Here is a 14,879-nt window from a genome sequence, read left to right on the forward strand (position 1 = left end):
AGATAACTGAGTATTGCCAAAGAACATATAGCACCTTCAGTCAATTTTTTCGCCCGCTCTAAGTAAGAACAAGAAAGAATCAATAACTAACTTGTTAACCAAGTAACACTTTAATATTGAAGATGGTAAAGAACAGCATCATTCACGGATATTTTTGCACGAAAATGATTTCTCAGAAAAATAAAATAATAAAAGAATCCCTTCTCTAGATGATTTGTATGAGAAGATATATTGAAGAAAACAAGCATATAAAAAGCGTGAAAAGGGTCATTTCACACCAATAAAGCTTTATTAGAGCGCTTTTTAACAAAAAAACATAAAAAAATGAAAAAAAGACTTTTAAAATGATGAGACAAGTGGTAAACTTCTTTAGGTGCCTTAACGAAAAGATGAAAAAAACAACGTTGAAATAAATTCAAAAATTATTTTAAAAAAGTCTTTACAAACAATATCTTATCGTTATATAATACTACTTGTCGGATCGAGAGACATTCGAAATGACAACACAATATGGAGGATTAGCTCAGCTGGGAGAGCATCTGCCTTACAAGCAGAGGGTCGGCGGTTCGAGCCCGTCATCCTCCACCATATTTATTCTTACATAATGTTAGGATAGATAAAGCCGGTGTAGCTCAACTGGTAGAGCAACTGACTTGTAATCAGTAGGTTGGGGGTTCAAGTCCTCTTGCCGGCACCAGTTTCATATGGTAAGATAGACAAGTCGCTTTTAAAGCGAGCCATTAGCTCAGTTGGTAGAGCATCTGACTTTTAATCAGAGGGTCGAAGGTTCGAGTCCTTCATGGCTCACCATGTTTCATGCGGGTGTGGCGGAATTGGCAGACGCGCTAGACTTAGGATCTAGTGTCTTTATGACGTGGGGGTTCAAGTCCCTTCACCCGCATTGCCAAATAAAATAAAGAAATCCTGTAATGCGGAAGTAGTTCAGTGGTAGAACACCACCTTGCCAAGGTGGGGGTCGCGGGTTCGAATCCCGTCTTCCGCTTATACCATCCACGCCGGGGTGGTGGAATTGGCAGACACACAGGACTTAAAATCCTGCGGTAGGTGACTACCGTGCCGGTTCAAGTCCGGCCCTCGGCATTATAAAATAAGCGCCCGTAGCTCAATTGGATAGAGCGTTTGACTACGGATCAAAAGGTTAGGGGTTCGACTCCTCTCGGGCGCGCCATTAAGATCGGGAAGTAGCTCAGCTTGGTAGAGCACTTGGTTTGGGACCAAGGGGTCGCAGGTTCGAATCCTGTCTTCCCGACCATCTTTTATGGGGCCTTAGCTCAGCTGGGAGAGCGCCTGCCTTGCACGCAGGAGGTCAGCGGTTCGATCCCGCTAGGCTCCACCAATATGATCTTTGAAAACTAAACAAGACAAAACGTACCTGTTAATTCGAGTTTTTATAAAAAATCCTATGTTATATCATAGGTAGTCAGTCAAACACTGACGAAAAACAAAACTTCGGTTTTGTACTTTTTCGGAGAGTTTGATCCTGGCTCAGGACGAACGCTGGCGGCGTGCCTAATACATGCAAGTCGAGCGGACAGAAGGGAGCTTGCTCCCGGATGTTAGCGGCGGACGGGTGAGTAACACGTGGGTAACCTGCCTGTAAGACTGGGATAACTCCGGGAAACCGGAGCTAATACCGGATAGTTCCTTGAACCGCATGGTTCAAGGATGAAAGACGGTTTCGGCTGTCACTTACAGATGGACCCGCGGCGCATTAGCTAGTTGGTGGGGTAATGGCTCACCAAGGCGACGATGCGTAGCCGACCTGAGAGGGTGATCGGCCACACTGGGACTGAGACACGGCCCAGACTCCTACGGGAGGCAGCAGTAGGGAATCTTCCGCAATGGACGAAAGTCTGACGGAGCAACGCCGCGTGAGTGATGAAGGTTTTCGGATCGTAAAGCTCTGTTGTTAGGGAAGAACAAGTGCGAGAGTAACTGCTCGCACCTTGACGGTACCTAACCAGAAAGCCACGGCTAACTACGTGCCAGCAGCCGCGGTAATACGTAGGTGGCAAGCGTTGTCCGGAATTATTGGGCGTAAAGGGCTCGCAGGCGGTTTCTTAAGTCTGATGTGAAAGCCCCCGGCTCAACCGGGGAGGGTCATTGGAAACTGGGAAACTTGAGTGCAGAAGAGGAGAGTGGAATTCCACGTGTAGCGGTGAAATGCGTAGAGATGTGGAGGAACACCAGTGGCGAAGGCGACTCTCTGGTCTGTAACTGACGCTGAGGAGCGAAAGCGTGGGGAGCGAACAGGATTAGATACCCTGGTAGTCCACGCCGTAAACGATGAGTGCTAAGTGTTAGGGGGTTTCCGCCCCTTAGTGCTGCAGCTAACGCATTAAGCACTCCGCCTGGGGAGTACGGTCGCAAGACTGAAACTCAAAGGAATTGACGGGGGCCCGCACAAGCGGTGGAGCATGTGGTTTAATTCGAAGCAACGCGAAGAACCTTACCAGGTCTTGACATCCTCTGACAACCCTAGAGATAGGGCTTTCCCTTCGGGGACAGAGTGACAGGTGGTGCATGGTTGTCGTCAGCTCGTGTCGTGAGATGTTGGGTTAAGTCCCGCAACGAGCGCAACCCTTGATCTTAGTTGCCAGCATTTAGTTGGGCACTCTAAGGTGACTGCCGGTGACAAACCGGAGGAAGGTGGGGATGACGTCAAATCATCATGCCCCTTATGACCTGGGCTACACACGTGCTACAATGGACAGAACAAAGGGCTGCGAGACCGCAAGGTTTAGCCAATCCCATAAATCTGTTCTCAGTTCGGATCGCAGTCTGCAACTCGACTGCGTGAAGCTGGAATCGCTAGTAATCGCGGATCAGCATGCCGCGGTGAATACGTTCCCGGGCCTTGTACACACCGCCCGTCACACCACGAGAGTTTGCAACACCCGAAGTCGGTGAGGTAACCTTTATGGAGCCAGCCGCCGAAGGTGGGGCAGATGATTGGGGTGAAGTCGTAACAAGGTAGCCGTATCGGAAGGTGCGGCTGGATCACCTCCTTTCTAAGGATATATGGAGCAGCGTGCGTTTTCGTCTTGTTTAGTTTTGAAGGATCATTCCTTCAAGACATGTCTCTAGCGAGACAGGATTGTTCTTTGAAAACTAGATAACAATAAGTAATACATTCACATTGAATGCAATGCAAAGTTCATCACACATAGTGATTCTTTCTAAAGTAAGAAATGGTTAAGTTAGAAAGGGCGCACGGTGGATGCCTTGGCACTAGGAGCCGATGAAGGACGGGACGAACACCGATATGCTTCGGGGAGCTGTAAGCAAGCTTTGATCCGGAGATTTCCGAATGGGGAAACCCACTGCTCGTAATGGAGTAGTATCCATACTTGAATACATAGAGTATGAGAAGGCATACCCGGGGAACTGAAACATCTAAGTACCCGGAGGAAGAGAAAGCAAATGCGATTCCCTGAGTAGCGGCGAGCGAAACGGGAACAGCCCAAACCAAGAGGCTTGCCTCTTGGGGTTGTAGGACACTCTATACGGAGTTACAAAGGAACGATATAAGCGAAGAGGTCTGGAAAGGCCCGCCAAAGAAGGTAACAGCCCTGTAACTGAAATGTTGTTCTCTCCAGAGTGGATCCTGAGTACGGCGGAACACGTGAAATTCCGTCGGAATCCGGGAGGACCATCTCCCAAGGCTAAATACTCCCTAGTGACCGATAGTGAACCAGTACCGTGAGGGAAAGGTGAAAAGCACCCCGGAAGGGGAGTGAAATAGATCCTGAAACCGTGTGCCTACAAGTAGTCAGAGCCCGTTAAAGGGTGATGGCGTGCCTTTTGTAGAATGAACCGGCGAGTTACGATCCCGTGCAAGGTTAAGCAGAAGATGCGGAGCCGCAGCGAAAGCGAGTCTGAATAGGGCGCATGAGTACGTGGTCGTAGACCCGAAACCAGGTGATCTACCCATGTCCAGGGTGAAGTTCAGGTAACACTGAATGGAGGCCCGAACCCACGCACGTTGAAAAGTGCGGGGATGAGGTGTGGGTAGGGGTGAAATGCCAATCGAACCTGGAGATAGCTGGTTCTCTCCGAAATAGCTTTAGGGCTAGCCTCAAGGTAAGAGTCTCGGAGGTAGAGCACTGATTGGACTAGGGGCCCCTACCGGGTTACCGAATTCAGTCAAACTCCGAATGCCGATGACTTATCCTTGGGAGTCAGACTGCGAGTGATAAGATCCGTAGTCGAAAGGGAAACAGCCCAGACCGCCAGCTAAGGTCCCAAAGTATACGTTAAGTGGAAAAGGATGTGGAGTTGCTTAGACAACCAGGATGTTGGCTTAGAAGCAGCCACCATTTAAAGAGTGCGTAATAGCTCACTGGTCGAGTGACTCTGCGCCGAAAATGTACCGGGGCTAAACGTATCACCGAAGCTGCGGACTGTTCTTACGAACAGTGGTAGGAGAGCGTTCTAAGTGCTGTGAAGTCAGACCGGAAGGACTGGTGGAGCGCTTAGAAGTGAGAATGCCGGTATGAGTAGCGAAAGACGGGTGAGAATCCCGTCCACCGAATGCCTAAGGTTTCCTGAGGAAGGCTCGTCCGCTCAGGGTTAGTCGGGACCTAAGCCGAGGCCGAAAGGCGTAGGCGATGGACAACAGGTTGATATTCCTGTACCACCTCCTCACCATTTGAGCAATGGGGGGACGCAGGAGGATAGGGTAAGCGCGGTATTGGATATCCGCGTCCAAGCAGTTAGGCTGGGAAATAGGCAAATCCGTTTCCCGTGAAGGCTGAGCTGTGATGGCGAGCGAAATTTAGTAGCGAAGTTCCTGATTCCACACTGCCAAGAAAAGCCTCTAGCGAGGTGAGAGGTGCCCGTACCGCAAACCGACACAGGTAGGCGAGGAGAGAATCCTAAGGTGATCGAGAGAACTCTCGTTAAGGAACTCGGCAAAATGACCCCGTAACTTCGGGAGAAGGGGTGCTTCTTAGGGTGTTAAAGCCCCGAGAAGCCGCAGTGAATAGGCCCAGGCGACTGTTTAGCAAAAACACAGGTCTCTGCGAAGCCGTAAGGCGAAGTATAGGGGCTGACGCCTGCCCGGTGCTGGAAGGTTAAGAGGAGCGCTTAGCGTAAGCGAAGGTGCGAATTGAAGCCCCAGTAAACGGCGGCCGTAACTATAACGGTCCTAAGGTAGCGAAATTCCTTGTCGGGTAAGTTCCGACCCGCACGAAAGGCGCAACGATCTGGGCACTGTCTCAACGAGAGACTCGGTGAAATTATAGTACCTGTGAAGATGCAGGTTACCCGCGACAGGACGGAAAGACCCCGTGGAGCTTTACTGCAGCCTGATATTGAATGTTGGTACAGCTTGTACAGGATAGGTAGGAGCCTTGGAAACCGGAGCGCTAGCTTCGGTGGAGGCATCGGTGGGATACTACCCTGGCTGTATTGACCTTCTAACCCGCTGCCCTTATCGGGCAGGGAGACAGTGTCAGGTGGGCAGTTTGACTGGGGCGGTCGCCTCCTAAAATGTAACGGAGGCGCCCAAAGGTTCCCTCAGAATGGTTGGAAATCATTCGCAGAGTGTAAAGGCACAAGGGAGCTTGACTGCGAGACCTACAAGTCGAGCAGGGACGAAAGTCGGGCTTAGTGATCCGGTGGTTCCGCATGGAAGGGCCATCGCTCAACGGATAAAAGCTACCCCGGGGATAACAGGCTTATCTCCCCCAAGAGTCCACATCGACGGGGAGGTTTGGCACCTCGATGTCGGCTCATCGCATCCTGGGGCTGTAGTCGGTCCCAAGGGTTGGGCTGTTCGCCCATTAAAGCGGTACGCGAGCTGGGTTCAGAACGTCGTGAGACAGTTCGGTCCCTATCCGTCGCGGGCGCAGGAAATTTGAGAGGAGCTGTCCTTAGTACGAGAGGACCGGGATGGACGCACCGCTGGTGTACCAGTTGTTCTGCCAAGGGCATCGCTGGGTAGCTATGTGCGGACGGGATAAGTGCTGAAAGCATCTAAGCATGAAGCCCCCCTCAAGATGAGATTTCCCATTCCGCAAGGAAGTAAGATCCCTGAAAGATGATCAGGTTGATAGGTCTGAGGTGGAAGCGTGGTGACACGTGGAGCTGACAGATACTAATAGATCGAGGACTTAACCTATATTCTAATGTGAAGCTTGAACATTGTTATCTAGTTTTGAGAGAACATTCTCTCCATCAGGTTTGGTGGCGATAGCGAAGAGGTCACACCCGTTCCCATACCGAACACGGAAGTTAAGCTCTTCAGCGCCGATGGTAGTTGGGGGTCTCCCCCTGTGAGAGTAGGACGCCGCCAAGCTTGTATAAGGATCAGTTCCATACGGAACTGGTCTTTTTTGTGTTTTTGAGAGGTTTGACACCATATAAATGTGGAAATAATATTCTTAGTTGAGCGATTATCTTGAAAAATCGACCGAAAAAATTTATAGTAAGATTAAAGTCAAATATAGTCAAAGTCAATGGAGGAGGAGGCGGAGTGGCACAAAATATTTCTGATATCATCGAGCAGTATTTGAAAGAAGTCTTGGATCAGAATGGTCGAGAAATATTAGAAATTAAGCGCAATGAAATTGCAGATAAGTTTCAATGCGTACCTTCACAAATTAACTATGTTATCAATACACGCTTTACGAGCGAGAGAGGCTATATCGTTGAAAGTAAGCGTGGCGGCGGTGGCTATATCCGCATCATTAAAGTCAAAATGAATGATGAAGTCGACTTATTGAACAATATTATTTCCCAAATATATCATCGTTTATCACAGGCTGCCTCTGATCATATCATCATGCGTCTTGTCGAAAATAACATTTTATCTGAAAGAGAAGCAAAGATGATGATCAGTGTCATGGACCGTTCTGTTTTGCACATTGATTTACCTGAACGGGATGAATTGCGGGCTCGGATGATGAAAGCGATGTTAAATGCTTTGAAATTAAAGTAAAGCGGGTGAAAAGATTGATTTGTCAAGAATGCAATGAGAGACCAGCCACTTTTCACTTTACGAAAGTTATAAATGGAGAAAAACAGGAAATGCACATATGTGAACAATGTGCAAAAGAAAACAGTGATTCATATGCTATGAGTGGAAACCAAGGTTTCTCGATTCACAACCTATTATCAGGCTTACTGAATATTGATCCTAGCTTTACCACAAGTGCGAATAAGGGATCATCCATTTTTCAAGAAGCGAGAGAAGTGGATCAATGTCCTAAATGTGGCTTAACCTTTCAACAATTCAGAAAAACAGGCCGTTTTGGCTGTGCAGAATGCTATCGTTCATTTGATCAGTATCTAAACCCTGTTTTACGGAAAGTCCATAGTGGAAATACAGTCCATCATGGAAAAGTGCCTAAACGGATTGCCGGTAGTCTTCATGTGCGCCGGAAACTTGAGTTGATGCAGCAAGAGCTAAAGCAGTTAATTGAACAAGAAGAGTTTGAAAAAGCAGCGGAAGTTCGAGATCAAATTCGTGCATTAGAGCATGAGCAATCTCAGCAGAGGGAGGGAGATTAACAACATGTCGCTCCAGCATTTTATTCAAGACGCTTTAAGTCAATGGATGAAACAAAAAGGACCAGAAAGTGACATTGTTCTAAGCAGTCGAATCAGGCTAGCGCGCAATCTAGAGCATGTTCGTTTCCCAACTCAGTTTTCTCAGGAAGAGGCTGAAGCTGTTCTCCAGCAATTCGAGCAAAAGTTTGCTAGCCAGGAAGTGAAGGACATCGGAAACTTTGTTCTAATTCGAATGAATGAAACACAGCCTTTAGCAAAGAGGGTACTTGTTGAAAAGCATTTGATTAGCCCAAACTTAGCAGAATCAAGATTTGGCGGTTGTTTGCTTTCTGAAAATGAAGAAATCAGTGTGATGCTGAATGAAGAAGACCATATTCGGATCCAATGCTTATTTCCAGGATTCCAACTAGCCAATGCACTGAAAGCGGCTAACCAGATAGATGACTGGATTGAAGAGCAAGTGGATTATGCGTTTTCTGAAAAGCGAGGATACTTAACGAGCTGTCCAACCAATGTAGGTACAGGTATTAGGGCTTCGGTCATGATGCATTTACCAGCTTTAGCCCTCACAAGACAAATGAATCGGATTATTCCGGCGATTAATCAATTAGGTCTTGTAGTCAGAGGAATTTATGGTGAAGGCAGCGAAGCAATAGGGAACATCTTTCAAATTTCAAATCAAATGACACTTGGTCAATCAGAAGAAGACATTGTAGATGATTTAAATAGTGTGACCGCTCAGCTCATTGAACAAGAGCGATCTGCACGAAAAGCGTTATATCAAACATCTAAAATTGAACTTGAGGACAGAGTGTACCGTTCGTTAGGGATTTTGTCCAATTGTCGTATGATTGAATCAAAGGAAACAGCAAAGTGTTTGTCAGATGTGCGCCTTGGAATTGATTTAGGTATCATTAAGGGGCTTTCAAGTAATATACTGAATGAACTCATGATTTTGACACAGCCTGGCTTTCTTCAACAATATTCAGGAGGAGCTCTGGAGCCAAATGAACGAGATATAAAACGAGCAGCGATTATTAGAGAAAGGCTGCGTTTAGAAATGCATAGGAATGGACAGGAGGATGAAACGATATGATGTTTGGAAGATTCACTGAAAGAGCTCAAAAGGTATTAGCACTTGCACAAGAAGAAGCCATTCGCCTAGGCCATAAGAACATTGGTACTGAACACATTTTACTTGGTCTAGTTCGTGAGGGTGAGGGCATCGCCGCAAAAGCGTTAGAAGCACTGGGCCTTGTTTCAGATAAAATCCAAAAAGAAGTCGAAAGCTTGATTGGAAGAGGGCAAGAGGTGTCTCAAGCTATTCCTCATTATACGCCTAGAGCGAAGAAGGTCACTGAGCTTTCAATGGATGAAGCAAGAAAGCTAGGTCATTCCTATGTAGGGACAGAACATATTCTATTAGGTCTTATTCGCGAGGGAGAGGGTGTAGCTGCCCGCGTGTTAAATAACCTCGGAGTGAGCTTAAATAAAGCACGTCAGCAAGTCCTGCAGCTGCTTGGCAGCAATGAAACAGGTGCATCTGCCGCTGGCTCTAACAGCAATGCAAATACACCAACATTAGATAGCTTGGCAAGAGATTTAACAGCTATTGCGAAAGAAGACAGTCTGGACCCTGTCATTGGACGAAGCAAAGAAATTCAGCGTGTCATCGAGGTTCTAAGCAGAAGAACAAAGAATAACCCTGTGCTGATTGGTGAGCCTGGTGTTGGTAAAACAGCCATTGCTGAAGGTCTGGCACAGCAAATTATTCATAATGAAGTGCCTGAAATCCTGCGCGATAAACGAGTGATGACGCTTGATATGGGAACTGTTGTAGCGGGAACGAAATATCGTGGTGAATTTGAGGATCGCTTGAAAAAAGTCATGGACGAAATTCGTCAGGCAGGAAATATCATTCTCTTCATTGATGAGCTTCATACATTGATTGGTGCTGGTGGAGCAGAGGGTGCGATTGACGCATCTAATATTCTCAAACCATCCTTAGCACGTGGAGAGCTTCAATGTATTGGGGCGACAACGTTAGATGAGTACCGTAAATATATTGAAAAGGATGCTGCGCTTGAACGACGTTTCCAGCCAATTCAAGTAGATCAGCCATCTGTTGATGAAAGTATTCAAATTTTAAGAGGACTTAGAGATCGTTATGAGGCACATCACCGTGTGTCCATTACAGATGAAGCGATTGAGGCGGCGGTGAAGTTATCTGACCGTTATATATCTGATCGTTTCCTTCCAGATAAGGCGATTGATTTAATTGATGAGGCAGGGTCGAAAGTCCGCTTACGTTCTTTCACAACACCGCCTAACCTAAAAGAACTAGAGCAAAAGCTAGATGAAGTACGCAAGGAAAAGGATGCGGCTGTTCAAAGTCAGGAATTTGAAAAAGCAGCTTCTCTTCGCGATACAGAGCAGCGTTTGCGTGAAAAAGTAGAAGTCACAAAGAAATCTTGGAAAGAAAAGCAAGGTCAGGAGAATTCAGAGGTATCAGTGGATGATATCGCAATGGTTGTCTCTAGCTGGACGGGAGTGCCTGTTTCAAAAATTGCCCAAACCGAAACCGATAAGCTTCTGAATATGGAACAATTACTCCATTCTCGTGTAATTGGGCAGGATGAAGCGGTTGTCGCTGTAGCAAAAGCTGTGAGACGTGCGCGTGCTGGCTTAAAAGATCCAAAACGTCCAATCGGCTCATTTATCTTCTTAGGCCCAACAGGAGTTGGTAAAACGGAGCTTGCAAGAGCACTCGCAGAGTCTATTTTCGGTGATGAAGAAGCGATGATCCGTATCGATATGTCTGAATACATGGAGAAACACTCTACATCTAGACTTGTTGGGTCACCTCCAGGCTATGTTGGCTATGAAGAAGGCGGACAACTGACTGAAAAAGTGAGAAGAAAACCTTATTCTGTTGTGCTTTTAGATGAGATTGAAAAGGCGCATCCAGATGTATTCAACATCTTACTGCAAGTGTTAGAGGATGGTCGTCTGACTGATTCTAAAGGGCGTACTGTTGACTTTAGAAACACGATTTTAATCATGACATCCAACGTTGGAGCTAGTGAACTGAAGCGAAATAAATATGTTGGCTTTAACGTGCAGGATGAAGGTCAAAATTACAAGGATATGAAAGGCAAAGTGATGGGCGAGTTGAAACGTGCGTTTAGACCAGAATTCATCAACCGTATTGATGAAATCATTGTCTTCCATTCACTTGAAAAGAAACATCTAAAAGAGATCGTGTCTCTCATGTCTGATCAATTGACGAAACGATTAAAAGAACAAGACCTTTCAATCGAATTGACAGAAGCAGCAAAAGCGAAGATTGCCGACGAAGGTGTAGATCTTGAGTACGGTGCGCGTCCGTTAAGAAGAGCGATTCAAAAGCATGTGGAGGATCGACTTTCTGAGGAGCTTCTGAAGGGCAATATTGAAAAAGGTCAACAAATCGTATTAGATGTGGAAGATGGAGAAATTGTCGTAAAAACGACGGCTGCTACGAACTAATATAGTAAGAAAAAAGTGTGAGGCATACCAGTCAGGTGTATGCCTCCCTTTACTTATTTCTGACCAGTATAAGGAGTTGTATTCTTCAATCTATGGCTAAGACAAAATCAAAATTTATATGCCAATCGTGCGGTTATGAGTCAGCCAAATGGATGGGGAAATGTCCAGGCTGCGGCACGTGGAACAGTATGACAGAAGAGGTCGTTCGCAAAGAGCCGGCAAACCGTCGAAGTGCTTTTAATCATTCTGTTCAAACCATTCAAAAACCTTCACCTATATCTGCAATTGAAACATCTGATGAACCCCGAATCAAAACGAATTTAGAAGAATTTAACCGAGTATTAGGAAGTGGAATTGTCAAAGGCTCTCTTGTTCTCATTGGCGGAGATCCTGGGATTGGGAAGTCCACATTATTATTACAAGTATCAGCACAGCTCTCAGACAAAAATCAGAATGTATTATACATATCTGGTGAGGAGTCCATTAAACAAACGAAGCTAAGAGCGGACCGCCTTGGCATAAAAAGCACCTCTTTACATGTTTTGGCTGAAACCGATATGGAGTATATAACGTCTGCTATACAAGAGATGAAACCCGCTTTTGTCGTGGTGGATTCGATTCAAACCGTTTATCAAAGCGATATTACGTCAGCTCCTGGGTCTGTATCTCAAGTGAGAGAATGTACAGCACAGCTGATGAAAATTGCCAAGACAAATGGGATTCCAATATTTATCGTTGGTCACGTGACCAAAGAAGGCTCGATCGCAGGTCCACGCCTTTTAGAGCATATGGTGGACACGGTTCTTTATTTTGAGGGCGAGCGTCATCATACGTTTCGTATCTTGCGTGCGGTGAAAAATCGATTTGGTTCGACGAATGAACTAGGGATTTTTGAAATGAGAGAGGAAGGGCTCACGGAAGTATTAAACCCATCCGAAATTTTCTTAGAAGAACGTTCGGCAGGTGTATCTGGTTCGTGTGTTGTTGCCTCAATGGAAGGAACAAGACCTGTTCTTGTCGAGATACAAGCATTAATTTCACCGACAAGCTTTGGGAATCCGCGCAGAATGGCCACTGGTCTTGATCATAATCGAGTGTCACTGCTCATGGCGGTTTTAGAAAAACGTGTCGGACTGCTGCTGCAAAACCAAGATGCGTATTTAAAGGTCGCAGGCGGTGTGAAGCTTGACGAACCGGCGATTGACTTGGCCATTGCGGTCAGTATTGCATCAAGCTTTAAAGACGCAGCGCCGCATCAAGCGGATTGTTTTATAGGAGAGGTCGGTCTGACGGGAGAAGTCAGAAGAGTATCAAGAATTGAACAGCGTGTGCAGGAAGCTGCGAAACTTGGATTTAAGCGAATGTTTATTCCTCAGGCGAATATAGATGGATGGAAAAAGCCGAGAGGGATTGAGTTAGTCGGTGTAGAAAATGTAGCGGAGGCACTTCGAATTTCACTAGGGGGATCATAGAAATGGAAAAAGAGAAAAAAGGAGCGAAAGAACTCGATCTCTTAGATATCGTACAGTTTGTGGCACCAGGGACACCTCTTCGGGCTGGGATTGAAAATGTCCTGAGGGCAAATACTGGCGGGCTTATTGTTGTTGGTTATAACGACAAAGTAAAGAGTGTTGTAGATGGAGGGTTTCATATTAACTCTGCCTTCTCCCCAGCACATTTATATGAATTGGCTAAGATGGACGGGGCCATTATTTTAAGCGATTCTGGTCAAAAGATCTTGTATGCGAATACACAGCTCATGCCAGATGCAACGATCCATTCATCGGAAACAGGCATGAGGCACCGTACAGCTGAACGTGTAGCGAAGCAGACAGGCTGCTTAATCATTGCGATATCTGAACGGAGGAACGTCATTACCTTATACCAAGGGAATCGTCGTTATACGCTGAAAGATATTGGCTTTATTTTAACGAAGGCCAACCAAGCGATACAAACACTTGAGAAATATAAAACCATTTTAGATCACGCCATTTCTACGCTAAGTGCCCTAGAATTTGAAGAGCTTGTGACCTTTGGTGATGTATTATCCGTGCTCCATCGTTACGAGATGGTGCTCAGAATCAAAAATGAAATCAATATGTATATCAAAGAGCTCGGAACAGAAGGGCATTTGATCCGTCTGCAAGTCAATGAACTGATTACAGATATGGAGCAGGAAGCGGCTTTATTTATTAAAGATTACGTGAAAGAAAAGATTAAAGATCCATATGTTCTGCTTAAGCAGCTCCAAGATATGTCGAGCTTTGAGCTTTTAGATGATTCCATTCTGTACAAGTTACTTGGCTATCCAGTTTCTACAAATATTGACGAATATGTGTACACAAGAGGTTACAGACTGCTTCACAAAATCCCTAGACTGCCTATGCCAATCGTCGAAAACGTGGTTGAAGCGTTCGGTGTGTTAGATCGAATTATGGAAGCGGATGTACAAGATTTGGATGAAGTAGAAGGAATTGGAGAAGTAAGAGCGAAAAAGATAAAAAAAGGATTAAAAAGGCTGCAAGAAAAACATTATATCGACCGGCAGCTGTAAGAAGAGAAATTTTTCTTAAACACGGTTAAAAATGGATGAATATGGGTATATTAATGATGCTTTTGTTTTCTATTGATCATGATAGGAAACTTAAACATATATCAATGTCAGGTGAGGGTGGATTGACAGATGAAAAATAAAGGAGGTGAAGGTATGTTAAAAAGAATCGTTCAGGCGTTTTTTATCATTTTTGGTGCAGTTGTAGGGATTTTTATCATTCCAGAGTTATTTCTGCTGTTAAATGTAAAGGACATACCTTTCATAACAAATGCTTACTCTTCAGCACTAATAGGAGCCGCTGTGTTCTTTATCATCGGCAAATGGTGCACAGGCTATGTGGTTAATTGGGTGAAATGGATCGAGGATTCTCTATTAAAAGCGCCTCTTCCTGATCTTATTTCTGGAAGTTTCGGATTAGTATTTGGACTTATTCTAGCATATCTTATTGTAAACGTGATCCCGCTAAACAATATCCCATATCATATTTTTGGTACCATTATTCCGATTTTCCTGGCTTTCTTTTTAGGATACCTTGGATTTCAGGTAGGCTTTAAGAAGAAGGATGAAATGATGGGGCTGTTCTCCCGATCTGCAAAGGTCACCAAGAAAAAAGGAGCAGCCGATGATGAACCTGAAATAGAAGATAAAAAGCTGAAAATTTTAGACACAAGTGTTATCATTGATGGAAGAATCGCAGATATTTGTCAAACTGGATTCTTAGAAGGCGTCATGGTCATTCCTCAATTTGTGCTCGAGGAATTACAGCATATTGCAGACTCTTCTGATGTATTAAAGAGAAATAGAGGCCGAAGAGGTCTTGATATTTTAAATCGTATTCAAAAAGAATTAGATATCAAAGTTGAAATTTACGAAGGTGACTTTGAAGACATTCAAGAGGTTGATAGCAAGCTTGTGAAGCTCGCTAAATTAACTTCAGGTGTTGTTGTGACAAATGATTTTAATTTAAATAAAGTATGCGAACTTCAAAAAGTAGCAGTGTTAAACATCAATGATCTAGCCAATGCGGTGAAACCGGTTGTGCTGCCTGGGGAAGAAATGAAGGTACAGGTCATTAAAGATGGGAAAGAGCATAACCAAGGTGTTGCTTACTTAGATGACGGTACGATGATTGTGGTCGAAGAAGGACGCAATTACATTGGAAAAGACATCGATGTGCTCGTCACAAGTGTGCTGCAGACTGCTGCTGGAAGAATGATTTTTGCGAAGCCAAAACTTCTGGAGAAGGCGCTCTAAAGGGAGA

General features: G+C 45.2%; 7 protein-coding genes, 9 tRNA genes and 3 rRNA genes. All 19 read left to right on the plus strand.

Translation table 11 applies throughout. The annotated features are described in order from the left end of the window. The first annotated feature begins 512 nt into the window (after nucleotides 1-512). Nucleotides 513-588: transfer RNA gene (locus CKW02_RS00510), tRNA-Val, on the plus strand. Between the two features lie 33 nt (nucleotides 589-621). After that, nucleotides 622-697: transfer RNA gene (locus CKW02_RS00515), tRNA-Thr, on the plus strand. Between the two features lie 37 nt (nucleotides 698-734). Further along, nucleotides 735-810: transfer RNA gene (locus CKW02_RS00520), tRNA-Lys, on the plus strand. Between the two features lie 8 nt (nucleotides 811-818). Continuing rightward, a tRNA-Leu gene (locus CKW02_RS00525) sits at nucleotides 819-901 on the plus strand. Between the two features lie 30 nt (nucleotides 902-931). After that, nucleotides 932-1,003: transfer RNA gene (locus CKW02_RS00530), tRNA-Gly, on the plus strand. Nucleotides 1,004-1,015: 12 nt separating this feature from the next. Next, nucleotides 1,016-1,101: transfer RNA gene (locus CKW02_RS00535), tRNA-Leu, on the plus strand. An 11-nt stretch (nucleotides 1,102-1,112) separates the two neighbouring features. Further along, a tRNA-Arg gene (locus tag CKW02_RS00540) sits at nucleotides 1,113-1,189 on the plus strand. Between the two features lie 7 nt (nucleotides 1,190-1,196). Further along, a tRNA-Pro gene (locus CKW02_RS00545) sits at nucleotides 1,197-1,273 on the plus strand. An 8-nt stretch (nucleotides 1,274-1,281) separates the two neighbouring features. Then, nucleotides 1,282-1,357, plus strand: a tRNA-Ala gene (locus CKW02_RS00550). Between the two features lie 126 nt (nucleotides 1,358-1,483). Beyond that, nucleotides 1,484-3,032 (plus strand): 16S ribosomal RNA (locus CKW02_RS00555). A gap of 182 nt (nucleotides 3,033-3,214) precedes the next feature. Next, nucleotides 3,215-6,145, plus strand: a 23S ribosomal RNA gene (locus CKW02_RS00560). 61 nt (nucleotides 6,146-6,206) lie between these two features. Further along, nucleotides 6,207-6,322, plus strand: a 5S ribosomal RNA gene (gene rrf / locus CKW02_RS00565). The 16S, 23S and 5S rRNA genes sit together here with 9 tRNA genes alongside, the layout of an rRNA operon. 177 nt (nucleotides 6,323-6,499) lie before the next feature. Further along, on the plus strand, nucleotides 6,500-6,964 hold the full coding sequence (locus CKW02_RS00570; protein WP_003217184.1) for a CtsR family transcriptional regulator: 465 nt from the start codon (nucleotides 6,500-6,502) through the stop codon (nucleotides 6,962-6,964). A gap of 14 nt (nucleotides 6,965-6,978) precedes the next feature. Continuing rightward, the gene (locus tag CKW02_RS00575; RefSeq protein WP_034620770.1) at nucleotides 6,979-7,536 is read left to right on the plus strand and encodes a protein-arginine kinase activator protein McsA; all 558 of its coding nucleotides are present in this window, start codon (nucleotides 6,979-6,981) and stop codon (nucleotides 7,534-7,536) included. A gap of 4 nt (nucleotides 7,537-7,540) precedes the next feature. Beyond that, complete coding sequence (locus tag CKW02_RS00580) at nucleotides 7,541-8,632, plus strand: protein-arginine kinase McsB (RefSeq protein ID WP_003217181.1); 1,092 nt, start codon at nucleotides 7,541-7,543, stop codon at nucleotides 8,630-8,632. Further along, nucleotides 8,629-11,064, plus strand: a complete 2,436-nt coding sequence (clpC, locus tag CKW02_RS00585; protein ID WP_003216969.1) for an ATP-dependent protease ATP-binding subunit ClpC — start codon at nucleotides 8,629-8,631, stop codon at nucleotides 11,062-11,064. The genes CKW02_RS00580 and clpC overlap by 4 nt, the downstream gene beginning before the upstream one ends. Nucleotides 11,065-11,156: 92 nt before the next feature. Beyond that, the gene (radA, locus tag CKW02_RS00590; protein ID WP_034620767.1) at nucleotides 11,157-12,536 is read left to right on the plus strand and encodes a DNA repair protein RadA; all 1,380 of its coding nucleotides are present in this window, start codon (nucleotides 11,157-11,159) and stop codon (nucleotides 12,534-12,536) included. A gap of 2 nt (nucleotides 12,537-12,538) precedes the next feature. After that, entirely contained in the window at nucleotides 12,539-13,618 is a 1,080-nt protein-coding gene (gene disA, locus CKW02_RS00595) for a DNA integrity scanning diadenylate cyclase DisA (RefSeq protein WP_050945822.1), read from the plus strand. A 153-nt stretch (nucleotides 13,619-13,771) separates the two neighbouring features. Then, nucleotides 13,772-14,872, plus strand: a complete 1,101-nt coding sequence (locus tag CKW02_RS00600) for a PIN/TRAM domain-containing protein (RefSeq protein ID WP_003217214.1) — start codon at nucleotides 13,772-13,774, stop codon at nucleotides 14,870-14,872. Nucleotides 14,873-14,879: the final 7 nt, after the last annotated feature.

The organism is Bacillus pumilus, from assembly GCF_900186955.1.
Taxonomy (GTDB): domain Bacteria; phylum Bacillota; class Bacilli; order Bacillales; family Bacillaceae; genus Bacillus; species Bacillus pumilus.

Bases quoted from the DNA above. Each gene is read 5' to 3' on its own strand.
- CKW02_RS00580 (WP_003217181.1), top strand. From the start codon at position 7,541: ATGTCGCTCCAGCATTTTATTCAAGACGCTTTAAGTCAATGGATGAAA.
- disA (WP_050945822.1), top strand. From the start codon at position 12,539: ATGGAAAAAGAGAAAAAAGGAGCGAAAGAACTCGATCTCTTAGATATC.
- clpC (WP_003216969.1), top strand. From the start codon at position 8,629: ATGATGTTTGGAAGATTCACTGAAAGAGCTCAAAAGGTATTAGCACTT.
- radA (WP_034620767.1), top strand. From the start codon at position 11,157: ATGGCTAAGACAAAATCAAAATTTATATGCCAATCGTGCGGTTATGAG.
- CKW02_RS00600 (WP_003217214.1), top strand. From the start codon at position 13,772: ATGTTAAAAAGAATCGTTCAGGCGTTTTTTATCATTTTTGGTGCAGTT.